The 21,658-nt window shown below is 55.9% G+C and carries 18 protein-coding genes, 2 tRNA genes, 1 rRNA gene and 1 riboswitch; of the genes, 14 read left to right on the top strand and 7 right to left on the bottom strand.

What is annotated here, in order from left to right:
* Nucleotides 1-25: 25 nt before the first annotated feature.
* Complete coding sequence (ppc, locus tag S7A_RS03550) at nucleotides 26-2,677, bottom strand: phosphoenolpyruvate carboxylase (protein ID WP_009088012.1); 2,652 nt, start codon at nucleotides 2,675-2,677, stop codon at nucleotides 26-28.
* A 353-nt stretch (nucleotides 2,678-3,030) separates the two neighbouring features.
* A complete protein-coding gene (gene argE / locus S7A_RS03545) occupies nucleotides 3,031-4,179 on the bottom strand; it encodes an acetylornithine deacetylase (protein ID WP_009088011.1) in 1,149 nt (382 codons plus the stop codon).
* Nucleotides 4,180-4,346: 167 nt separating this feature from the next.
* Between argE and argC the strand changes: the two genes are divergently transcribed.
* The 4 genes from argC to argH all read left to right on the top strand — a co-directional run bounded on the left by argC (nucleotide 4,347) and on the right by argH (nucleotide 8,852).
* Complete coding sequence (gene argC / locus S7A_RS03540) at nucleotides 4,347-5,351, top strand: N-acetyl-gamma-glutamyl-phosphate reductase (protein ID WP_009088009.1); 1,005 nt, start codon at nucleotides 4,347-4,349, stop codon at nucleotides 5,349-5,351.
* A 14-nt stretch (nucleotides 5,352-5,365) separates the two neighbouring features.
* The gene (gene argB / locus S7A_RS03535) at nucleotides 5,366-6,142 is read left to right on the top strand and encodes an acetylglutamate kinase (protein ID WP_009088007.1); all 777 of its coding nucleotides are present in this window, start codon (nucleotides 5,366-5,368) and stop codon (nucleotides 6,140-6,142) included.
* Between the two features lie 24 nt (nucleotides 6,143-6,166).
* Entirely contained in the window at nucleotides 6,167-7,387 is a 1,221-nt protein-coding gene (locus tag S7A_RS03530) for an argininosuccinate synthase (protein ID WP_009088006.1), read from the top strand.
* Nucleotides 7,388-7,478: 91 nt separating this feature from the next.
* The gene (argH, locus tag S7A_RS03525) at nucleotides 7,479-8,852 is read left to right on the top strand and encodes an argininosuccinate lyase (RefSeq protein ID WP_009088004.1); all 1,374 of its coding nucleotides are present in this window, start codon (nucleotides 7,479-7,481) and stop codon (nucleotides 8,850-8,852) included.
* 120 nt (nucleotides 8,853-8,972) lie between these two features.
* Here the strand turns inward: argH and S7A_RS03520 are convergent, their stop codons facing one another.
* Complete coding sequence (locus tag S7A_RS03520) at nucleotides 8,973-9,707, bottom strand: glutathione peroxidase (RefSeq protein ID WP_009088002.1); 735 nt, start codon at nucleotides 9,705-9,707, stop codon at nucleotides 8,973-8,975.
* Nucleotides 9,708-9,829: 122 nt separating this feature from the next.
* On the opposite strand from S7A_RS03520, the gene oxyR reads away from it, so the two are divergent.
* Nucleotides 9,830-10,747 (top strand): DNA-binding transcriptional regulator OxyR, encoded by a 918-nt coding sequence (oxyR, locus tag S7A_RS03515; RefSeq protein ID WP_009088000.1) that lies wholly within the window; start codon nucleotides 9,830-9,832, stop codon nucleotides 10,745-10,747.
* On the opposite strand, the gene sthA is transcribed toward oxyR, so the two are convergent.
* Nucleotides 10,730-12,130 carry a Si-specific NAD(P)(+) transhydrogenase gene (gene sthA, locus S7A_RS03510; RefSeq protein ID WP_009087998.1) on the bottom strand — a complete coding sequence of 467 codons (1,401 nt, stop codon included), beginning with the start codon at nucleotides 12,128-12,130 and terminating at the stop codon, nucleotides 10,730-10,732. The two genes, oxyR and sthA, sit on opposite strands and share 18 nt — an antisense overlap.
* A gap of 192 nt (nucleotides 12,131-12,322) precedes the next feature.
* Between sthA and fabR the strand changes: the two genes are divergently transcribed.
* Together fabR and S7A_RS03500 are read left to right on the top strand one after the other, a co-directional pair.
* On the top strand, nucleotides 12,323-12,967 hold the full coding sequence (gene fabR / locus S7A_RS03505; protein ID WP_009087996.1) for an HTH-type transcriptional repressor FabR: 645 nt from the start codon (nucleotides 12,323-12,325) through the stop codon (nucleotides 12,965-12,967).
* Between the two features lie 17 nt (nucleotides 12,968-12,984).
* Nucleotides 12,985-13,338, top strand: a complete 354-nt coding sequence (locus tag S7A_RS03500; RefSeq protein ID WP_009087994.1) for a YijD family membrane protein — start codon at nucleotides 12,985-12,987, stop codon at nucleotides 13,336-13,338.
* 40 nt (nucleotides 13,339-13,378) lie between these two features.
* On the opposite strand, the gene trmA is transcribed toward S7A_RS03500, so the two are convergent.
* The gene (trmA, locus tag S7A_RS03495) at nucleotides 13,379-14,482 is read right to left on the bottom strand and encodes a tRNA (uridine(54)-C5)-methyltransferase TrmA (protein ID WP_009087993.1); all 1,104 of its coding nucleotides are present in this window, start codon (nucleotides 14,480-14,482) and stop codon (nucleotides 13,379-13,381) included.
* Between the two features lie 110 nt (nucleotides 14,483-14,592).
* Nucleotides 14,593-14,775, top strand: a riboswitch (cobalamin riboswitch).
* A 69-nt stretch (nucleotides 14,776-14,844) separates the two neighbouring features.
* Between trmA and btuB the strand changes: the two genes are divergently transcribed.
* The 5 genes from btuB (at nucleotide 14,845) to S7A_RS03470 (ending at nucleotide 18,169) form a co-directional block, all read left to right on the top strand.
* The gene (btuB, locus tag S7A_RS03490; RefSeq protein ID WP_009087992.1) at nucleotides 14,845-16,725 is read left to right on the top strand and encodes a TonB-dependent vitamin B12 receptor BtuB; all 1,881 of its coding nucleotides are present in this window, start codon (nucleotides 14,845-14,847) and stop codon (nucleotides 16,723-16,725) included.
* Nucleotides 16,670-17,521 (top strand): glutamate racemase, encoded by an 852-nt coding sequence (gene murI, locus S7A_RS03485; protein ID WP_009087991.1) that lies wholly within the window; start codon nucleotides 16,670-16,672, stop codon nucleotides 17,519-17,521. Before btuB ends, murI begins: the two co-directional genes overlap by 56 nt.
* A gap of 272 nt (nucleotides 17,522-17,793) precedes the next feature.
* Nucleotides 17,794-17,909: ribosomal RNA gene (gene rrf, locus S7A_RS03480) — 5S ribosomal RNA — on the top strand.
* A 99-nt stretch (nucleotides 17,910-18,008) separates the two neighbouring features.
* Nucleotides 18,009-18,085: transfer RNA gene (locus S7A_RS03475), tRNA-Asp, on the top strand.
* 8 nt (nucleotides 18,086-18,093) lie between these two features.
* Nucleotides 18,094-18,169, top strand: a tRNA-Trp gene (locus S7A_RS03470).
* Between the two features lie 117 nt (nucleotides 18,170-18,286).
* Here S7A_RS03470 and hdfR read toward each other — a convergent pair.
* Nucleotides 18,287-19,120, bottom strand: coding sequence for an HTH-type transcriptional regulator HdfR (gene hdfR, locus S7A_RS03465; protein WP_009087990.1), 834 nt, complete (start codon nucleotides 19,118-19,120; stop codon nucleotides 18,287-18,289).
* A 120-nt stretch (nucleotides 19,121-19,240) separates the two neighbouring features.
* Here hdfR and S7A_RS03460 point away from each other — a divergent pair, with 120 nt between their 5' ends.
* Entirely contained in the window at nucleotides 19,241-19,579 is a 339-nt protein-coding gene (locus S7A_RS03460; protein ID WP_009087989.1) for a DUF413 domain-containing protein, read from the top strand.
* A gap of 24 nt (nucleotides 19,580-19,603) precedes the next feature.
* Here the strand turns inward: S7A_RS03460 and S7A_RS03455 are convergent, their stop codons facing one another.
* Nucleotides 19,604-21,124, bottom strand: a complete 1,521-nt coding sequence (locus S7A_RS03455) for a YifB family Mg chelatase-like AAA ATPase (RefSeq protein ID WP_009087988.1) — start codon at nucleotides 21,122-21,124, stop codon at nucleotides 19,604-19,606.
* A 330-nt stretch (nucleotides 21,125-21,454) separates the two neighbouring features.
* Between S7A_RS03455 and ilvL the strand changes: the two genes are divergently transcribed.
* Nucleotides 21,455-21,553, top strand: a complete 99-nt coding sequence (gene ilvL, locus S7A_RS21170; RefSeq protein WP_072101316.1) for an ilv operon leader peptide — start codon at nucleotides 21,455-21,457, stop codon at nucleotides 21,551-21,553.
* Nucleotides 21,554-21,658: the final 105 nt, after the last annotated feature.

Here is a 21,658-nt window from a genome sequence, read left to right as displayed (position 1 = left end):
GCGGAGGCTACGCCGCGCCTGCGCGCTAACCGGTGTTACGCATGCCTGCTGCCACACCGGCAATGGTCACCATCAGGGCCTGCTCAACGCGCGGATCCGGCTCATCGCCGCGTGCTTCCTGTGCGCGTGAACGATGCAGCAGTTCCGCCTGAAGGACGTTAAGTGGGTCGGTGTAGACGTTACGCAACGCAATTGACTCGGCAATCCACGGCTGGTCGGCCATCAGGTGCGAGTCGTTGGCGATAGTCAGCACCGCTTTGATATCGGCATCAAGCTGATCGCGCAACTGCTTGCCCAGCGGCCAGAGGGATTTGTCGACCAGACGCTGATCGTAATACTCTGCCAGCCACAGGTCCGCTTTTGCGAACACCATCTCCAGCATCCCCAGGCGGGTAGAGAAGAAAGGCCAGTCACGACACATCGCCTCCAGCTGATCCTGATGACCTGCCGCCATCGCCTGCTGCAGGGCTGCACCGGCACCCAGCCAGGCAGGCAGCATCAGGCGGTTCTGCGTCCAGGCGAAAATCCATGGGATAGCACGCAGCGACTCCACGCCGCCGGTCGGGCGACGTTTAGCCGGGCGTGAGCCGAGCGGTAATTTACCCAGCTCCTGCTCCGGCGTGGCTGAACGGAAGTAGGGAACGAAGTCGGCATTTTCACGCACATAACCCCGATACATCGCACAGGAGTCAGCGGAGAGCTGATTCATGATGTCACGCCATTCGCGTTTTGGCTCCGGCGGTGGCATCAGGTTCGCTTCCAGAATTGCGCCGGTATAGAGCGACAGACTGGCGATGGTGACGGCCGGTAAACCATATTTGAAGCGAATCATCTCGCCCTGTTCGGTGACGCGCAGACCGCCGCGCAGACTTCCTGGCGGCTGCGACAGCAGCGCGGCATGAGCCGGTGCGCCGCCACGGCCAATGCTGCCGCCGCGTCCGTGGAACAGGGTCAGGGAGATGCCCGCTTTCTCGCAGGTTTTGATCAGTGCATCCTGCGCCTGATATTGCGCCCAGCTGGCGGCCATCACACCAGCATCTTTCGCCGAGTCAGAGTAACCAATCATCACCATCTGTTTGCCCTGAATAAAGCCGCGATACCAGTCGATGCTCAGCAGCTGGCTCATCACATCATTGGCGTTGTTCAGGTCATCCAGAGTTTCAAACAGCGGTGCAACCGGCATCGCATAGCTGATGCCCGCTTCTTTCAGCAGCAGATGCACGGCCAGCACGTCAGACGGGGTTTTCGCCATTGAGATCACGTAGGCGGCGATGGAGCCCTGTGGCGCTTCAGCCGCGACGCGGCAGGTTTCCAGCACTTCACGCGTCTCGTCGCTGGGTTCCCAGCTGCGCGGCAGCAGAGGACGCTTAGAGTTCAGCTCACGGATCAGGAAGGCCTGCTTGTCCGCTTCAGACCAGCTTTCATAGTCGCCCAGTCCCAGATAGCGGGTGACTTCGGCAATCGCTTCGGTGTGACGGGTGCTCTCCTGGCGCAGATCGATACGCACCAGCGGCACGCCAAAACATTTCACGCGGCGCAGCGTATCAAGCAGCTGACCGTTGGCGATAATGCCCATGCCGCACTGCTGCAGCGACTGGTAGATGGCAAATAGCGGGTCCCACAGCTGATCGTTGGAGACCAGCAGGTCGGCCGGACGCGGCAGACGCTCGCCTTTCAGGCGATGTTCCAGGAATGACTGGGTGCTCATGAGCTGGCTGCGCAGACGCTTCAGGATCACACGATAAGGTTCGATCGCTTCCGGATCGCCGCTGAGTTCACGGATCTCATCGCTGCACTCCGACATCGACAGCTCGGAGATCAACACGCCGATATCGCGCAGGAACAGGTCAGTAGCTTTCCAGCGGCTCAGCAGCATAGCATGACGGGTGATCGACGCCGTCACATTCGGGTTGCCGTCGCGGTCGCCGCCCATCCAGGAGGTGAACCGGACCGGCACGAAATCCACCGGCAGCTTAATGCCAAACGCCTCTTCTACCTGTTCGTTCAGCTCACGCAGAAAGGCAGGAACGCCTTCCCACAGGCTGTTTTCCACTACGGCAAAGCCCCATTTGGCTTCATCAATAGGGGTCGGACGGTATTTGCGGATTTCATCGGTGTGCCATGCCTGCGCGACCAGCTGGCGCAGGCGGCGCATAATCTGGTTACGTTCGTAGTCAGAGACATCGCTGTGGTCGAGCTGTTTCAGGCAGCTGTTAACTTCGACCAGCTTGTGAATCAGGGTACGGCGGGTGATTTCGGTCGGATGCGCGGTCAGCACCAGCTCCAGCGACAGCGACTCAATGGCCGCCAGAATGTCGCTTTCACGGATATCTTTCTGCTGTTTCAGGGTCTCAAAGGTCTTTTTCAGCAGTTCCGGGTGATTCGCCCCTTCGCCACTCTGGGAAATGGTCTGATACTGCTCGGCCACGTTGGTTAGGTTAAGAAACTGGCTGAAGGCGCGTGCAACCGGCAGAAGCTCTTCGTTGGAGAGATTCTGCAGCGTATTGAGCAGTTCTTTACGATGTGTGTCATTGCCTGCACGGGATGACTTGGAGAGCTTACGGATGGCTTCAACCTGGTCGAGGATGTTCTCGCCCAGAGCTTCCTTAATCGTATCCCCGAGCAGTTTGCCGAGCATACTGACATTACTTCGCATTGCGGAATATTGTTCGTTCATTGGACCCTGACACCCTTATCGTCTTGAAAAACTTCTACACCCGACCTTTCAGGCAGCAGAAAAATCGGCAACGTTCTGCTCCCGCTAATCTGCAGGGAACCGGCTCCGTTGCCGCCTGTCAGCATTCTGAAACGTTCTGGATAGTCACCCGGTGGGCATAACAACGTCTTTTATCTAGCCACGTAATGTTGCGTTCGTCAAATGCGTTAAAGTGGGCTGAACAGGTCGCTAAATAACGGAAATTCGAAGAATTTATCGGGAACAAAGCGGGATAAGTTATTCTTATTGGTAAATCCCGCAGAATGAGGGGGCATTTTACTGTTAATACAGTGAAATGCCCCATTTACTGTCAATCAGTGACAGAAATGCTGCACAACCTGACTGATAAGCGCCCGTGTCGGCTTAATAAATGCAGTATCAATAAATTCATCTGGCTGATGGGCCTGATTAATGGACCCTGGCCCCAGCACCAGCGTCGGACAGAGCTGCTGAATAAACGGGGCTTCGGTACAGTAGTTGACGATTTCGGTCGGCGTGCCCAGCAGTTTTTCCACCACACTCACCAGCTCATGATTCGCCGGACACTCATAGCCGGGAATCGGCGGATGCAGTTCGGCCACCGTGACACGGCCTGGCCAGCGTGCGCTGACCGGAGCCAGCGCCTCGTTAAGCAGCCCATCCAGATCGCTGAGCGACAGGCCCGGCAGCGGACGAATATCCATATGCAGTTCACAGCAGGCGCAGATACGGTTAGCGGCATCACCGCCATGAATATGGCCGAAGTTCATGGTGGGATAAGGGATGGCAAAGCCATCATGGTGATAACGCTCCTGCAGGGTCGTGCGCAGTTGCATCAGATGGGTAATCGACTCATGCATCAGTTCAATGGCGTTCACGCCGCGAGCCGGATCGCTGGAATGGCCCGATTTCCCTTCAATGCGGATCACATTCGACAGGTGTCCTTTGTGTGCCCGCACCGGCTTGAGTGAGGTGGGTTCACCGATGATGGCACAGTCGGGACGCAGCTGCGTCGATTCAGAGAAATATTTCGCGCCGGCCATCGTGGTCTCTTCATCGGCCGTGGCAAGAATATAGAGCGGCTTGCTGAGGGTGCTGACATCCACATCCCGCAGCGTATCGAGAATAAAGGCGAAGAAACCTTTCATGTCTGCCGTACCCAGGCCATAGAGCTTGTTGTCGTGCTCAGTCAGGGTAAAGGGATCGCGTGTCCAGCGGCCATCATCAAAGGGAACGGTATCGGTATGCCCGGCTAACAGCAGGCCGCCCGCACCGGTTCCGGTCCGCGCCAGCATATTAAATTTATTGCGGGTGCCGGGTACAGGCTGCACTTCCACGCTGAAGCCGAGGTCACGAAACCAGCCTGCCAGCAAATTGATTAAAGTTTCATTACTCTGATCCAGAGCCGCATCGGTTGCACTGATCGACGGTGTGGCGATTAACTGGCGGTAGAGTTCAATAAAAGGCGGTAATTTTGTCTTCACTGTTGACGGTCCTTGGGTTAGGATGTATCCATATTCATGCATTAATAGTGAATAAAAATACATTAACGTCCTCTGCAAGGAAACCTTAAATCACTGCAGAAGACTGAGTGGGTTACGGGGCAAGGCCGCGGCCCGGGACGTGCGACTGTAAAAGGGGTTACAGCCTGATGTTGAATACGCTGATCGTTGGTGCCAGTGGTTATGCTGGAGTAGAGCTTGCCACCTTCCTGAATCGTCATCCACATATCAACATAACCGCTTTAGCGGTTTCGGCGCAAAGCCCTGATGCAGGTAAGCGCTTGTCCGATCTTCATCCGCAGCTGAAAGGCGTGGTGGATCTTCCGCTGCAGCCACTGAGCAGCGCGGCGGAGTGGGCAGACAAAGTGGATGTGGTCTTTCTGGCGACGGCGCATGAAGTCAGCCACGATCTGGCTCCGGAATTTCTTAAGGCGGGTTGTGTGGTGTTCGACCTGTCAGGCGCTTTCCGGGTCAATGACGCTGAGTTCTACACCCGCTTCTATGGCTTCACCCATCAGCATGGCGACTGGCTGGACAAAGCCGTTTACGGCCTGGCGGAATATCAGCATGAAAACATTCAGCAGGCGCAGCTGGTGGCCGTGCCGGGTTGCTATCCGACCGCCGCGCAGCTGGCGCTGAAACCGCTGGTGGATGCCAGACTGCTAAACGACGCGCAGTGGCCGGTCATCAATGCCACCAGTGGCGTGAGCGGTGCCGGCCGTAAAGCCAATGTCGGCACCAGCTTCTGCGAAGTGAGCCTGCAGCCTTACGGCCTGTTCAATCATCGTCATCATCCGGAGATTGTGGCCCACCTTGGCACCCCGGTGATCTTCACCCCACATCTGGGCAGCTTCCCGCGCGGTATCCTGGCGACCATTACCTGCCGTCTGAAAGCGGGTGTCAGCCGCGAAGATATTGCCGCCGTTTTCCATCGCGCCTATGACAATAAGCCGCTGGTGCGTTTCTATGACCAGGGTGTGCCGGCGCTGAAAGCCGTCGTGGGCCTGCCTTACTGCGACATCGGATTTGAGACTCAGGGCGAGCATCTGATTGTCGTGGCAGCCGAAGACAATCTGCTGAAGGGTGCGGCATCGCAGGCGGTGCAGTGCCTGAACATCCGGTTCGGCTTCCCAGAAACGCAGTCACTGATTTAACGGACAAATAAACCATGACCAATCCATTGATTATCAAACTGGGCGGTGTGCTGCTGGACAGCGAAGAAGCGCTGGCCCGCTTGTTTGAAGCGCTGCTGAAATATCGCAGCACCCATCAGCGTCCACTGATCATTGTCCACGGCGGCGGTTGCCTGGTGGACGAGCTGATGAAAAAGCTGGCGCTGCCGGTGATGAAGAAAAATGGCCTGCGCGTCACCCCAGCCGATCAGATCGACATCATTACCGGTGCGCTGGCGGGAACCGCCAATAAAACGCTGCTGGCCTGGGCGAAAAAATCGGGCATCAACGCGGTTGGCCTCTGCCTGGGTGATGCGGGCATCGTGAATGTCACCGCCTTCGATCCTGAACTTGGCCATGTGGGCCACGCCATGCCAGGCGACCCGGCACTGCTGAATACGCTGCTGGCGGCGGGTTACATGCCGGTGGTGAGCTCTATTGGCATCACTGAGGGCGGCGAACTGATGAACGTCAACGCCGATCAGGCGGCGACGGCACTGGCTTCAACGCTGGGCGCGGATTTAGTTCTGCTCTCCGACGTGAGTGGTATTCTCGACGGCAAAGGTCAGCGCATCGAAGAGATGACCGCTGACAAAGCGGAGCAGCTGATCACCCAGGGCATTATTACCGATGGCATGATTGTGAAAGTGCACGCGGCGCTGGATGCCGCGCGTACGCTGGGCCGCCCGGTCGATATCGCCAGCTGGCGTCACGCTGAGCGGCTGCCTGACCTGTTTAACGGCGTGTCGATTGGCACCCGGATTCTCGCTTAACGACTCTGATTCAAGGATTACGAAATGCAAACGCAAAACATCAAAAAAATCGTTCTGGCTTACTCCGGTGGTCTTGATACCTCGGCAATCATTCCATGGCTGAAAGAGAACTACGGTGGCTGTGAAGTGGTCGCTTTTGTGGCGGATATCGGTCAGGAGCGTGGCGATCTGGAAGGTGTTGAGAAGAAAGCGCTGCAGTCTGGCGCCTCGGAATGCCACGTTGTCGATCTGCGTGAAGAGTTTATCAGCGACTACGTTTACCCGGTGCTGCAGACCGGTGCGCTCTATGAAGGCACCTATCTGCTCGGCACCTCAATGGCCCGTCCTATCATCGCGAAAGCGCAGGTTGAGCTGGCACTGAAAGTAGGCGCGGATGCGCTGTGCCACGGTGCAACCGGTAAAGGGAATGACCAGGTGCGTTTCGAAACCACCTATACCGCCCTGGCACCGCAGCTGAAAGTGGTTGCCCCATGGCGTGAATGGAACCTGCGTTCGCGTGAAGCGCTGCTGGACTACCTGAAAGAGCGCAACATCCCGACCACCGCCTCACTGGAAAAGATCTACAGCCGTGATGAAAACGCCTGGCACATCTCTACCGAAGGCGGCGTGCTGGAGAGCCCGGCCAATGCGCCGAATAAAGATTGCTGGGTCTGGACCGTCGATCCGCTGGAGGCGCCCGATCAGCCTGAAGAGGTGACCGTGACCGTCGAGAAGGGTCGTGTTGTGGCCGTTAACGGCGAAAAACTGAGCCCGTTCCAGTGTCTGGAAAAACTCAACGAGCTGGGCGCAAAACATGGTGTCGGCCGTATCGACATCGTGGAAAACCGTCTGGTCGGGATTAAGTCCCGTGGCTGCTACGAAACCCCGGGCGGCACCATCATGGTCAGCGCGCTGCGTGCCGTTGAACAGCTGGTACTGGATCGCGACAGCTTCAAATGGCGCGAGCAGCTCGGCCACGAGATGTCCTATGTGGTCTATGACGGTCGCTGGTTTGCCCCGCTGCGTAAGTCGATTCAGGCTGCTGCCGAATCGCTGGCGGAAGAGGTAAATGGTGAAGTTGTGGTGCAGCTCTACAAAGGCCACGCGACAGCCACTCAGAAACGCTCGGCTAACAGCCTCTACTCGGAAGAGTTCGCCACCTTTGGCGAAGATGAGGTTTACGACCACCGTCATGCAGGCGGCTTTATCCGTCTGTTCTCGCTCTCTTCACGTATCCGTGCGCTGAACGAGCAGAAGAAGAAGTAATATTTCAGGCGAGGTGCGCCTCGCCTCACAGATTCAATCCAGGGGCGGCATTTATGCCGCCCCTTGTTTAACGATTCAGAGGAGTTTTCACATGGCACTTTGGGGTGGACGGTTTACTCAGGCAGCGGATCAACGTTTTAAACAGTTCAACGACTCGCTGCGCTTCGATTACCGCCTGGCAGAGCAGGACATTATTGGCTCTGTTGCCTGGTCCAAAGCGCTGGTGACGGTAAACGTGCTGACTCAGGATGAGCAGCAGCAGCTGGAAGCGGCCCTGAATACGTTGCTGGGTGAAGTGCGCGAGAATCCTGAGCAGATTCTGCAAAGCGACGCCGAAGATATTCACAGCTGGGTTGAAGGACAGCTGATCGACAAAGTGGGCGCGCTGGGTAAAAAACTGCATACCGGCCGCAGCCGTAACGATCAGGTCGCGACCGATCTGAAACTCTGGTGCAAGATGCAGGTTGAGGCATTGCTGGGCGCGACACGCGATCTGCAGCAGGCGCTGGTCGTCACTGCGGAAGCGAATCAGGATGCAGTGATGCCGGGCTACACCCATCTGCAGCGTGCGCAGCCGGTGACCTTCGCGCACTGGTGTCTGGCCTATGTGGAAATGCTGGCGCGTGATGAGAGCCGTCTGCAGGATACCCTGAAGCGTCTCGATGTCAGCCCGCTGGGCTGCGGCGCACTGGCCGGAACGGCCTACGAAATCGATCGTCAGCAGCTGGCAGGCTGGCTGGGTTTTGCATCCGCCACGCGCAACAGTCTCGACACCGTCTCCGATCGCGATCATGTGCTGGAGCTGCTCTCTGATGCGGCGATCGGCATGGTTCATCTGTCGCGCTTCGCCGAAGATATGATCTTCTTCAACACCGGTGAAGCGGGCTTTATCGAGCTGTCAGACAAAGTCACTTCCGGCTCATCGCTGATGCCGCAGAAGAAAAACCCGGATGCGCTGGAGCTGATTCGTGGCAAATGCGGTCGGGTGCAGGGCGCACTGACCGGCATGATGATGACGCTGAAAGGTCTGCCGCTGGCGTACAACAAAGATATGCAGGAAGACAAAGAGGGGCTGTTTGACGCGCTGGACACCTGGCTCGACTGTCTGCACATGTCCGTGCTGGTGCTGGATGGCCTGCAGGTGAAACGTCCGCGCTGCCAGGAAGCCGCAGAGCAGGGCTACGCAAACTCCACTGAACTGGCCGACTATCTGGTCGCCAAAGGTGTGCCGTTCCGTGAAGCTCATCATATCGTCGGCGAGGTCGTGGTAGCGGCCATCGGGCAGGGTGTGGCGCTGGAAGCCCTGTCGCTGGCACAGTTACAGCAGTTCAGTGCGGTGATTGACGACGATGTCTATCCGATTCTGGCACTGCAATCCTGTCTGGATAAACGTAATGCGCAGGGGGGCGTCTCGCCACAGCAGGTTGCCCGCGCCATCGGTGACGCGAAGCAGCGGCTGGCATAATCCGCAGGCAAAAAAAAGGCGGGCACAACAGATGCCCGCTAACCTCTAGCTTCAGAATTACTACTTTATTATAGGCACATCATCAGAGCGCCCGCTCTCCCGGCCGACGCTAAGATTCTCTTACGCTGACAGCAGGAACTGCTGCAGATCCTCACTGCCGCCAATATGACGACCGCCCATGAAAATCTGCGGCACCGTCGCCCGGCCTGATACAGCTCGCAGGCTCACGGTTGTGGCATCCTGACCCAGCACAATTTCTTCATACTGGATGCCATGATCCAGCAGCATCTGTTTTGCCTGGGCGCAGAAGATGCAGCCAGGTTTTGTAAAGATGGAGACTGACTCCTGTGCTTTGCACTCCGGAGCCAGATAGCGCAGCATGGTATCGGCATCGGAGACCTCAAAGGGGTCGCCAGGCTTGTTCGGCTCAACAAACATTTTCTCCACCACGCCGTTGCGTACCAGCATGGAGTAGCGCCATGAGCGCGGGCCAAAACCGAGATCGGCTTTCTCAACCAGCATCTCCATACCTCGGGTGAACTCGCCGTTGCCATCAGGAATGAAGGTAATATTGTCTGCCCGCTGTTCTGCTTTCCAGGCGTTCATCACGAAGGTGTCATTGACCGAGACGCAGAGAATCGTGTCCACGCCATGTTGGGCAAACAGGCCCGCTAGTTCGTTGTAACGCGGCAGATGACTGGATGAGCAGGTAGGGGTAAAGGCACCCGGCAGGGAAAAAACAATCACCGTTTTGTCTTTGAACAGCGATTCTGTGGTGACATCGACCCAGCGATCGTCCTGGCGCGTATGAAACGTGACGGACGGAATGGCTTTACCTTCCTGACTTGCAAACATTTTTTCTCCTGATAACCCCTTTCCATTTGATGCGCGCATTATTCCGAACCGCCCTTGATAGGGCCAATCGTTCATTGCTATTCTATCTATCGCCACGGGCTATCGTGGTTTGGAGGGTAATAATGAATATTCGTGATCTTGAATATCTGGTCTCACTTGCTGAATATCGCCATTTCCGCCGTGCGGCAGATGCGTGTCATGTCAGTCAGCCAACGTTAAGCGGGCAGATCCGCAAGCTGGAAGATGAGCTGGGTGTGATGCTGCTGGAGCGTACCAGCCGTAAAGTGCTGTTCACCCAGGCCGGTTTGCTGCTGGTGGATCAGGCGCGCACGGTTTTGCGTGAAGTAAAAGTGCTGAAAGAGATGGCCAGTCAGCAAGGGGAAGCGATGTCAGGTCCGCTGCATATCGGCCTTATCCCGACCACCGGCCCCTACCTGCTGCCACAGATTATCCCGATGCTGCACCAGACGTTCCCGAAACTGGAAATGTATCTGCATGAAGCGCAGACGCAGCAGCTGCTGGCACAGCTCGACAGCGGCAAACTGGACTGCGCGATTGTGGCGCTGGTCAAAGAGAGCCAGGCCTTTATCGAGGTTCCGCTGTTTGATGAACCGATGAAGCTGGCGATCTACGAAGATCATCCGTGGCGCGACCGCGATCGGGTACCGATGTCCGATCTGGCGGGCGAGAAATTACTGATGCTGGAAGATGGGCACTGTCTGCGTGACCAGGCGATGGGATTCTGTTTTGAGGCGGGTGCCGACGAAGATACCCATTTCAGGGCAACCAGTCTGGAAACGCTGCGCAATATGGTGGCAGCAGGCAGCGGCATTACGCTGTTACCAGCGCTGGCGGTTCCGCCGGAACGTATCCGCGATGGGGTCTGCTATCTTCCGTGCTATAAGCCGGTACCACAACGCACGATTGCGCTGGTCTATCGGCCGGGTTCGCCTCTGCGCAGCCGTTATGAACAGCTGGCAGAAGCAATCAAAACCCACATGCAGCACTATCTCGACACGACGTTAAAACAGGCGGTTTAGGCCGTTTAACGCCGCCACGCGATAGGCTTCCGCCATCGTCGGATAGTTAAAGGTGGTATTCACGAAGTACTCAATCGTGTTGCCACCATTTTTCTGCTCCATGATCGCCTGACCGATGTGAATAATCTCGGCGGCACGCTCACCAAAGCAGTGGATCCCCAGAATCTCTTTGGTTTCCCGGTGGAACAGAATCTTCAGGCTGCCGACGTTCATCCCCACAATCTGCGCCCGCGCCAGATGTTTGAATTGCGCGCGTCCCACTTCATAGGGCACTTTCATGGCGGTCAGCTGCTGCTCGGTTTTGCCCACGGAGCTGATTTCCGGAATGGTGTAGATACCGGTCGGGATATCTTCAATCAGGTGCGCTGACGCTTCTCCTTTAATAATCGCCTGCGCGGCAATGCGGCCCTGATCGTAGGCGGCAGAGGCCAGACTCGGATAGCCAATCACGTCACCGACCGCATAGATGTGCGGCTGCGCAGTCTGATACATGCTGTTGACTTTCAGCAGGCCACGGCCATCCGCTTCCAGACCGACATTTTCCAGCGACAGGGAATCGGTGTTGCCGGTTCGGCCGTTCGCATAAAGCAGGCAGTCCGCTTTCACTTTCTTGCCGGATTTCAGGTGGATGATGACGCCATCTTCCACGCCCTCAATCTTCTCAAACTCTTCGTTGTGACGAATCACCACGCCGCTGTTCCAGAAGTGGTAGGAGAGCGAATCAGACATCTCCTGATCGAGGAACGCCAGCAGACGATCGCGGGTATTGATCAGGTCAACCTTGACGTTCAGGCCGCGAAAAATCGAGGCGTATTCACAGCCAATCACGCCGGCGCCATAAATGATGACGTGTCCCGGTTCGTGATGCAGGTTGAGAATGGAATCTGAGTCATAGACGCGGGGATGGGTAAAGTCGACATCGTCAGGATGGTAAGGACGTGAACCACAGGCGATGACAAATTTCTCTGCCGTCAGCCGCTCACGCGTCCCATCAGGTTGTTCAATCTCAATGGTGTTGGCATCAACAAAATGCGCATCGCCCTGGTACAGTTCGCAGCGGTTACGCTCGTAGAAGCCCTGACGCATGGCCGTCTGCTGGCTGATCACGTTTTCCGTGTGATTGAGAATGTCGGCAAAAGAGGAGCGAAGGAGTCGGGTGTGATCGCTGTAAAGCGGGTTCTGATTAAATTCGATAATGCGACTGACGGCGTGACGGAGGGCTTTAGAGGGGATGGTGCCCCAGTGGGTACAGCCGCCGCCGATGTTATGGTAGCGTTCGATCACGGCGATGCGCGCTCCCTGTTTTACCAGCCCCATCGCCGCCCCTTCACCGCCGGGCCCTGAGCCAATCACAATGGCATCGTAATCGTAAGACTTTTGCATACCGATACGTCCTATTATTTATACATTTTTACAACGAGATTCTAACATCTCGTCGCGCACTTCTGAATTCTATCAGCGATTTTCATCACAGTTTGACAAAGAGTGAGGTTCACAGGCGGTGACAAAGATTGCCAATCTGTACGCTGAAATTTTTGATATAGTGCCTGCCTAACACCGCTAAAGGCAGAGAGAATGGGCGTCAGAGCGCAACAAAAAGAACGTACACGACGTACACTGATTGAAGCAGCGTTCAGTCAGCTCAGCGCCGAACGCAGTTTTGCCAGCCTGAGTCTGCGGGAAGTTGCCCGTGAGGCAGGTATCGCACCCACCTCCTTTTATCGTCATTTCAAGGATGTCGATGAGCTGGGCCTGACGATGGTGGATGAAAGCGGGCTCATGCTGCGACAGCTGATGCGCCAGGCGCGCCAGCGTATCGCCAAAGGCGGCAGCATCATTAAAACGTCGGTGTCGACCTTTATGGAGTTCATCGGCAACAACCCCAACGCTTTCCGCCTGTTACTGCGTGAACGTTCCGGCACCTCCGCCGCTTTCCGTGCCGCCGTGGCGCGTGAAATTCAGCACTTTATCGCTGAACTGGCTGACTATCTTGAGGTCGAAAATCGCATGCCGCGCAGTTTTACCGAAGCGCAGGCTGAGGCGATGGTGACCATTGTCTTCAGCGCCGGTGCAGAAGCACTGGATGTTGATGCTGAGCAGCGTCGTAAGCTTGAGGATCGGCTGGTGTTACAGCTGCGTATGATCGCCAAAGGCGCCTATTACTGGTACCGCCGGGAGCAGGAGCGTCTCGCGGTTACCCTGGAAAAACCCGAAGAGTAATGAGTAAGGATCCGTCCATGACCCACCCGGCTTCCCGCGATAAAGGCACACTGGCACTGGCTTTTATTACCGGCTTAGCGATTAACGGCTCGTTTTCTGTGCTGTTCAGCGCCTTTGTTCCCTTTTCCATTTTTCCGCTGATTGCACTGGGCCTGGCGGCCTGGTGTCTGCATCAGCGTTACCTCAACACCAACATGCCGGAGGGGATGCCGGGCCTGGCAGCCGCCTTTTTCCTGCTGGGAATTCTGGTTTACAGCGCGCTGGTGCGGGCAGAATACCCGGACATGGGCTCCAACTTCATTCCCACCGTTCTGATGGTGGCGCTGGTGTTCTGGATTGCAACGCGATTTAAGCGCAAACGTAATCAGTAAAGAAAACGGGAACCGCAGGGTTCCCGTTTTTGTTTCCGCTTCAGGCTTTACGCGTCAGCAGAACACCGCATTCCATATGATGGGTGTAAGGGAACTGGTCAAACAGCGCCAGGCGCGCGACGTCGTGCGTTTGCGCCAGCGTCTGCAGGTTGTCGCTCAGGGTCTGAGGATTGCAGGAGATATAGAGGATGCGCGGATAAGCCTGCACCATCTTCACCGTCTCATCATCCAGTCCGCTGCGCGGCGGATCGACAAAAATCGTCTCGCAGTCGTAGCTGGTCAGATCAATGCCTTCCAGACGATTAAAGCTGCGGACACCGTTCATCGCCTGGGTAAATTCTTCCGCCGCCATGCGAATGATCTGCACATTATCGATCTGGTTAGCGGCGATATTATATTGCGCCGATGCCACGGAAGGTTTGGCGATTTCCGTGGCCAGTACACGGCGGAAATTGCGTGCCAGCGCCAGCGAGAAGTTACCGTTGCCGCAGTAGAGTTCCAGCAAATCCCCCTGTGAATCCCGGGTGACATCCAGCGCCCACTCCAGCATCTGAATATTCATTGCCGCGTTAGGCTGGGTAAAACTGTTTTCGACCTGGCGATAGATAAGCTCGCGGCCCGCCACCGGCAGACGTTCGTCAACGTAGTCGCGATCGAGACAGATTTTGGTTTTGGTCGCGCGGCCAATCAGCTGCACATCCAGCCCTTCGGCACGCAGCCGATCGCGCAGCGCAGCGGCAGCCTGCTGCCACTCGTCGTCCAGCTTGCGGTGGTAGAGCAGCGAAATGACAATCTGATTGCTCAGGGTTGAGAGATAGTCGATCTGGAACAGCTTGTGGCGCAGAGTACGGTTATCGCGGATCGCGGCGATCATCTTTGGCATCAGCTGATTGATCAGCTGGCTGGCCGCAGGGAACTGATCGACACGGATCCGTTCGCGCGTCTGCTGATCGAAGATGATGTGATAGATGTCATCACCGTCGTGCCACAGCCGGAACTCTGCGCGCATCCGATAGTGGCTGACCGGTGAACGGAACACCTCCACGTCAGGCGCAGCAAACGGCGTCATCATCGTCTCTAAACGACTGACTTTTTCCGCCAGCTGTGCGTCATACTCTTCAATGGGGAGATGTTCGGGTGTCATGAGCAATCCTGATTAATAGCTTACCAGCGGGCGATTGTAGGCATTCACTTGCTGATGTCCAGTCCCGTAGAGAGATGATTCCCGGCTATCTGGACTTCCGAATCGCCACTCCGTAGACTGCAGACGCCGGCCTCAGCCTGAGTTAATAGGGAATCCAGTGTAAATCTGGAGCTGACGCGCAGCGGTAAGGAATGTCGTGATGAGTGCAATAGCAGACACTGTCCTGCGGGATGGGAAGTCATCATCATTTATGGTTCCCAGCCCGAAGACCTGCCGGTGTAACGTCGCTACTCGTACAATCATCGCGTGCTATCGATTGTCGGCCTGCGGCATCCTGCTTCGTCTTATGGATGCGATTTAAAATGATAAAAAAAAGTGTATCGCTGTTCGCTCTGAGCGCAACGGCGGCTTCTCTCTGGGCGCAAAACGGGTTTGCTCAGGCAAATGATGAGACGCAAATCGTGACCGCTAACCGTTTTGCTGAACCTGTCTCTGGCGTACTGGCACCCACCACCGTCGTGACGCGCGATGAGATTGAGCGCTGGCAGGCTAAAAGCCTGGCGGATGTGATGCGCCGTCTGCCGGGTGTCGATGTGGCGCAAAACGGCGGATTAGGTCAGCAGAGCTCCCTGTTTATTCGCGGCACCGAGTCCCGCCATGTCCTGATCCTGATTGATGGCATCCGGCTGAATCAGGCCGGAATCAGTGGTTCGTCCGATCTCAGCCAGATTCCGCTGACCCTGGTGCAGCGTATCGAATATATCCGCGGTGCGCGTTCTGCCGTCTACGGTTCTGATGCCATTGGCGGCGTAATTAATATCATCACCGGCCGGTCGCAGCCGGGAACCACGCTGACGGCGGGCATGGGCTCCAATGGCTATCAATCTTATGATGGCTCTACCCAGCAGAGGCTGAGCGACGCCACCACGCTGACCCTGGCAGGCAACTATACCTACACCAGAGGATATGATGTGGTGGCGGGCTATCCCAGTAATTATGGCCCGGCACAGCACGACCGCGACGGATTCATGAGCAAAACCCTCTATGGCAATCTTGAGCATCAGTTCAGCGATGAGCTGAGTGGGTTTGTGCGCGGCTACGGATTTGATAACCGCACCGCCTATGACGGGGCATACAGCTACGATGAGAGTTATACCAACATCATCGGTCTGCCGGACACCCGCCAGCTCTACAGTCAGACCTGGGACACCGGTTTACGCTTTAACCGTGATTTCTACTCGACTCAGCTCATCGCCAGCTATGGCCATACCAAAGATATCAACTACGACCCGCGCAATGGCCGCTACGGCGCGGCTTCCACGTTTGATGATGTCACCCAGTACAATCTGCAGTGGGGCAACACCGTCCAGATGGGGCGGGGCGCAGTGAGTGGGGGTGTCGACTGGCAGAAAGAGACCACTGAGCCAGGCACCAATTTTCTGTCAGAGGGGTATGAGCAGCGTAACACCGGCCTCTACCTGACCGGCCAGCAGCAGTTCGGCACGGTTACGCTGGAAGGGGCGGTACGCGGTGACGATAACAATCAGTTCGGCTGGCATAACACCTGGCAGACGGCAGCTTCCTGGGAGTTTATCTCGGGCTACCGTGCATTCGCCTCTTATGGCACCGCCTTTAAAGCGCCGAATCTGTCACAGGTTTACAGCCCGGTTTATGGCAATCGGGACCTCGACCCGGAAAAAAGTAAACAGTGGGAAGGCGGCTTTGAAGGCCTGACCGGGCCGGTCAACTGGCGCGTGTCGGGCTACCGCAATGACATCGATAACCTGATTGATGGCGATCCGGCGACCTTCCGGTACTACAACATTAAGCAGGCGCGTATTAAAGGCGTGGAAGCGACGGCAGGCTTTGATACCGGGCCACTGACGCATCAGCTCTCTTATGATTATGTCGATGCGCGGGATGGCAGCACCAATCAGCCGCTGGTTCGCCGGGCAAAACAGCAGCTGAAGTATCAGCTCGACTGGACGCTGTATGACGCGGACTGGTCCGTGACCTATCACTATCTGGGCGACCGCTACGATACGGATTTCAACAGCACGCCCAGCCGCCGCGTCAGGGAAGGTGGGGTCAGTCTGTGGGATCTCGCCGTCTCATATCCTGTCACTTCACAACTCACAGTTCGTGGTAGAATTGCCAACCTGTTCGATAAAGATTACGAGACAGCGTATGGCTATCAGACTCCAGGACGAGAGTATTACCTCAGCGGCAGCTACAGCTTCTGATTTGCGACCCACCGTGCTGGTATTTGACTCCGGCGTCGGTGGGCTTTCTGTCTATGATGAGGTCCGTCAGCTACTGCCGGATCTTCATTATCTCTACGCCTTCGATAACGCCGGCTTCCCTTATGGTGAGAAAAGCGAATCCTTTATCGTGGAGCGGGTGGTCGCCATCGTTGAGGCCATTACCCGCCGCACGCCTCTCTCATTAGTCATCATCGCCTGCAATACCGCCAGCACGGTTTCGCTGCCTGCATTGCGTGAACACTTTTCGTTTCCTGTTGTAGGCGTCGTTCCGGCCATTAAACCGGCTGCGCGCCTGACGCGTAATGGTGTCGTGGGCTTGCTGGCGACAAGAGCAACCGTTCGCCGTCCTTATACCCATGAGCTGGTGGCACAGTTTGCTGGCTCCTGCAAAATTGAGATGCTGGGATCGGCGGAGCTGGTGGAGCTGGCAGAAGCCAAGCTGCATGGCGGGGAAGTGGCACTGGATGAAGTAAGGCGTATTGTTCAGCCATGGCTGCGGATGGCGGAACCGCCTGACACGGTGGTTTTAGGCTGCACTCACTTTCCTTTACTGCGTGAAGAGCTGCAACAGGTCCTGCCGGAAGGAACGCGCCTGATTGATTCCGGTGCGGCAATCGCCCGACGTACGGTCTGGCTGCTGGAGCATGAAGCACCTGAGGTGCGTTCCTCACAGCAGAACGTCGCGTTCTGTACGGAGCTGGATGGCGAAGCGGTACAATTATCACCCGTTTTACACCGTTATGGCTTCCCGTTGCTGGAAAAACTGGCGCTTTAGGGGCTTTTAGCTGAAAAAAACAGCACTCGGAATTTTATTTGAAATTAGCACTTGTCAGCCTCCGAGAACTCCCTATAATGCGCCTCCACTGACACGGCACAACGGCTTACGAAGCGTCGCGTTAAGTGGTTCGAAATCATACGAACCAGTGAGTTAAGCGAAAATAAATGCTTGACTGACAATGCGGAAAGCGTAATATACGCAGCCCGCGCCGCAGGAAAACGCGGCGTAAGCAGAAGCGAAGAATTTTTCGTTTCGTGCACCAAGATTTGCCTGGCGGCTTTAGCGCGGTGGTCCCACCTGACCCCATGCCGAACTCAGAAGTGAAACGCCGTAGCGCCGATGGTAGTGTGGGGCCTCCCCATGCGAGAGTAGGGAACTGCCAGGCATCAATTTAAGACCAGTACGCTGGTCGTGACCACTCCGGTGACGCGGAGCGGGCGAAATACCTGAAGTCAGCGCAAGCGGACCTCAGTACAGAATCGGTGGAGCGGTAGTTCAGTTGGTTAGAATACCTGCCTGTCACGCAGGGGGTCGCGGGTTCGAGCCCCGTCCGTTCCGCCACCCTATTTAGGGGCGTAGTTCAATTGGTAGAGCACCGGTCTCCAAAACCGGGTGTTGGGGGTTCGAGTCCCTCCGCCCCTGCCAGAAAACGATCCTTTGCTTCGGCAAAGGATTTTTTTTTGCTTATAAAAAGCAAAAAAGAAAAACCAGCTAAATCTAACTGGTCTCTGCTCTCTTCTTTCTGCACGCCTGCCTGCTATTTCAGCTGTTTTGCCTGACCAGAATCGGGAATTTAAGCAGCTGACGGATATGCGCCTGCTGATCGCTGTTCTGCAACCAGACCGCATAAAGCGGACGAACGGCGACCGGTGCGTCCGGCATCACCATCAGTTCACTGTATACGCTTTGCCAGAAGTCTGGCAGAAACGCGCATGCACCCGTAGTGCAGAGCAGTTCACGGGTGACATGTGCCGATGTCGTGGTCAGCACCGGTACATCATCAGCGCCAGAAAGGTAACTCTGATGCTGATGGAAATCGGCTCCCCACTCCAGCTTGATGTAATCATACTTTTCGCGCTTTTCACTCTGGCGGGCACAGAACAGTGCCAGCGAAATATGGCCAATCTGCTGGCTGGTTAATTCATCCATCTTAGGCGCTTCAGTGGTAATCAACAGATCCAGCTGACGCTCATGAAGCTGCTTAACCAGCAAATGCCGCTGCGCCACGCGTGCTTCTAAATGCAGGCTCTCACGATTCTCATACAGCGTCTGAAGCCAGGGCGTCAGATAGGCCTCCCAGAGCGATGCGCTGGCACCTATCGAGAGCTCATGGTGCTGCTCAGTATGAGAAACCTCCTTCTTCGCCATTATCCAGGTGCTCATCAGGCTTTCCGCATAAGGAAGCAGTCGCTCCCCGGCGGCAGTCAGACGTATGTTGTTGCGATGCCGGGTAAAAAGGTTAACGCCGAGCTGATTCTCCAACTGACGGATGCGAAAACTGACAGCAGATTGCGTAAGGTAAAGGGCTTCAGCAGCACGCCCGAAATGACGTGTTCTGCTCACTTCAAGGAAAGTTTTCAGTAATTCCGTATCCACAACGCGCTCCCAAAAATTGTTTGTCGTATAGATTTAAATGTTTTGTTTTACACTCTGTCAAGCCTATCTAATACTCCGCGCCATTAACAGCACGGCATTAGAGAATCAGGAGCGTGTAACATGGCGGAAAGCTTCTTAACAGAGAATCGTTTCTTTGATAACAAACATTACCCGCGTGGTTTCTCACGCCACGGTGACTTTACTATTAAAGAAGCCCAGCTTCTGGAACGCCACGGTTTCGCCTTTAATGAGCTGGATTTATCGAAGCGTGAGCCTGCAACAGAAGAAGAACGTTTGTTTATCGAAGTGTGTCGTGGCGTGCGTGAGCCGCAGACGGAAGCTGAGCGTGTATGGTCAAAGTATATGACCCGCATCAAGCGTCCTAAGCGTTTTCACACGCTGTCTGGCGGTAAGCCGCAGATGGACACCGTTGAAGACTACAGCGACAGCGACGATTAACAGAAAGGGGCGAGAGCCCCTTTTTTATTGCAGGCTGTTATGCAGATGGATCATTAATCGATCAATCGCGCGATAGCTGACCGCCTCCTGCAGATGGAGGCGGGTAATCTCTTTCTCTCCGGCCAGATCGGCCACGGTGCGCGCCACTTTTAAAATTCGCTGCCAGGCTCGCACAGATAACCCCAGTTTCTCCAGCACAGACTCCAGCCATTCGGCATCCTCTTTTTCAGGCTGGCACCAGCGCAGGATTTCCGCATTATTCAGATGCGCGTTAATTTTACCTGCGCGCGCGAGCTGGATCGCTCGCGCCGCAACGACCCGCTGACGAACCTGCTCAGAGCTTTCTGCGGCCGGTCGCTGGCCACTGAGCATGCCACCGGGCAACAGCGGCACCTCCAGTGAAAGATCAAAGCGATCCAGAAACGGCCCTGATAACTTACTGAGATAACGCAGGATCTGCTGAGGCGAGCAGCGATTGTGCTGTCCCTGATAATGCCCGGTTGGCCCGGGATTCATGGCAGCAATCAGCTGAAACCGTGCCGGGAACGTGACCTTTGCCCGGGCTCGCGAAATGGCGATGATGCCTGACTCCAGTGGCTCACGCAGTGAATCCAGCACCCTGCGGTCAAATTCCGGTAATTCATCCAGAAACAGCACGCCATTATGCGCCAGGGAGATCTCTCCGGGCCGCGGCAGTGACCCTCCGCCAATCAGAGCATAGAGAGACGCGCTGTGATGAGGCGACCTGAAAGGCCGGCTGCGCCACTGTCGGTGCAGGGCAGTGCTGTTTACCAGGCTGGCTATCGCCGCACACTCCAGCGCTTCCTGGTCGCTTAAGGCGGGCATGATGCCAGGCAGACGGGTTGCGAGCATCGTTTTGCCGGTGCCAGGCGGCCCAATCAGTAACAGGTTATGCCCGCCCGCCGCGGTGATCTCCAGTGCTCTGCGCCCCTGCTGCTGACCGATGATATCCGCGAGATCGTCACCAGGCGTGGCATGCTGATGCTCAGGGTAGGGAGCCGGTGATAATGTCAGCGCATTACGGAGAAAAGCGCAGACCTCACTGAGGTGAGCGGCGACCAGTGACGCTCCCTCACGAATCAGCCCGGCGTCACGCTGATTTTCAGCGGAGAGAACCAGCTGTCGTCCAGCCTGAAGGGCCATCATGGCCGCAGGAATTGCCCCCTGAACGGCACATAGCGCGCCATCCAGCGCCAGTTCACCCAGAAACTCAAAGTGCATCAGCTTATCCGCAGGAAGCTGCTCTGAGGCGACCAGAATGGCAATTGCCATGGGCAGGTCATAGCGCCCGCCCTCTTTGGGTAAATCCGCTGGTGCCAGATTGATGGTGACCCGTCTGGCCGGGAAGGTAAAACCGCTGTTAATAATGGCGCTGCGAACCCGCTCACGCGCCTCTTTGACCGTGGTTTCAGGCAGACCCACCAGCGTCAGTGCAGGCAGGCCATTACTGATGTGAGCCTCAATGGTCACCAGCGGCGCTTCCACGCCTAATGCTGCGCGGGTCAGAACTTTAGACAATGACATACTCACTCCTTGTTGCCATCAGTCTGATCAGCACCCAAAAGGAAAGCGAGTACGCCTTCTGACGATTCCGACGCACTGCACAAGAAATTGAAGTCACTTTCACTGACTCTCATCGTGCTGCGAAACTGCACGTAAATTCAGCAGAACATCATTACGTCAGTAAAGTGATGAATATTTATCATCTTGTAATTATTACTTGTATTACAAATCGATAGGACGGGATTTAATCTCCCGCGCTAAAAAAAACCTGCAAAAAAAGTTGTGTTATGGCCCCTGACTATGATAACTCTGTAGGCATTACTTCGAACACGTAAAAGAATTGAACAACACATGAAAGCCCTTCTACAAGTGATTAGCCTGGTCGTGATTAGCGTGGTGGTGGTTATTAACCTACCGTGCGGGGCAACGCTTGGAGAAAGAAAGGCTTAAAAATCAAGCCTCGAATCCGAAAAAACCCCCGCACCGAAAGGTCCGGGGGTTTTTTTTCGACCCGGGGAAATATCAGTAAATCTGCAAGGAACAAACAATGAACAG

The sequence above is a fragment of the Pantoea sp. Sc1 genome (assembly GCF_000255315.1).
In the GTDB taxonomy this organism is placed as follows: domain Bacteria; phylum Pseudomonadota; class Gammaproteobacteria; order Enterobacterales; family Enterobacteriaceae; genus Pantoea; species Pantoea anthophila.
Note: the sequence above shows the minus strand (reverse complement) of the source record. Positions and strands in the feature narration are given on the sequence as shown.

Excerpts from the sequence above, each read along its gene's own strand:
- ppc (WP_009088012.1), bottom strand. The coding sequence starts at position 2,677 with ATGAACGAACAATATTCCGCAATGCGAAGTAATGTCAGTATGCTCGGC.
- argC (WP_009088009.1), top strand. The coding sequence starts at position 4,347 with ATGTTGAATACGCTGATCGTTGGTGCCAGTGGTTATGCTGGAGTAGAG.
- argB (WP_009088007.1), top strand. The coding sequence starts at position 5,366 with ATGACCAATCCATTGATTATCAAACTGGGCGGTGTGCTGCTGGACAGC.
- S7A_RS03530 (WP_009088006.1), top strand. The coding sequence starts at position 6,167 with ATGCAAACGCAAAACATCAAAAAAATCGTTCTGGCTTACTCCGGTGGT.
- argH (WP_009088004.1), top strand. The coding sequence starts at position 7,479 with ATGGCACTTTGGGGTGGACGGTTTACTCAGGCAGCGGATCAACGTTTT.
- S7A_RS03520 (WP_009088002.1), bottom strand. The coding sequence starts at position 9,707 with ATGTTTGCAAGTCAGGAAGGTAAAGCCATTCCGTCCGTCACGTTTCAT.
- oxyR (WP_009088000.1), top strand. The coding sequence starts at position 9,830 with ATGAATATTCGTGATCTTGAATATCTGGTCTCACTTGCTGAATATCGC.
- sthA (WP_009087998.1), bottom strand. The coding sequence starts at position 12,130 with ATGCAAAAGTCTTACGATTACGATGCCATTGTGATTGGCTCAGGGCCC.
- fabR (WP_009087996.1), top strand. The coding sequence starts at position 12,323 with ATGGGCGTCAGAGCGCAACAAAAAGAACGTACACGACGTACACTGATT.
- S7A_RS03500 (WP_009087994.1), top strand. The coding sequence starts at position 12,985 with ATGACCCACCCGGCTTCCCGCGATAAAGGCACACTGGCACTGGCTTTT.
- trmA (WP_009087993.1), bottom strand. The coding sequence starts at position 14,482 with ATGACACCCGAACATCTCCCCATTGAAGAGTATGACGCACAGCTGGCG.
- btuB (WP_009087992.1), top strand. The coding sequence starts at position 14,845 with ATGATAAAAAAAAGTGTATCGCTGTTCGCTCTGAGCGCAACGGCGGCT.
- murI (WP_009087991.1), top strand. The coding sequence starts at position 16,670 with ATGGCTATCAGACTCCAGGACGAGAGTATTACCTCAGCGGCAGCTACA.
- S7A_RS03460 (WP_009087989.1), top strand. The coding sequence starts at position 19,241 with ATGGCGGAAAGCTTCTTAACAGAGAATCGTTTCTTTGATAACAAACAT.
- S7A_RS03455 (WP_009087988.1), bottom strand. The coding sequence starts at position 21,124 with ATGTCATTGTCTAAAGTTCTGACCCGCGCAGCATTAGGCGTGGAAGCG.
- ilvL (WP_072101316.1), top strand. The coding sequence starts at position 21,455 with ATGAAAGCCCTTCTACAAGTGATTAGCCTGGTCGTGATTAGCGTGGTG.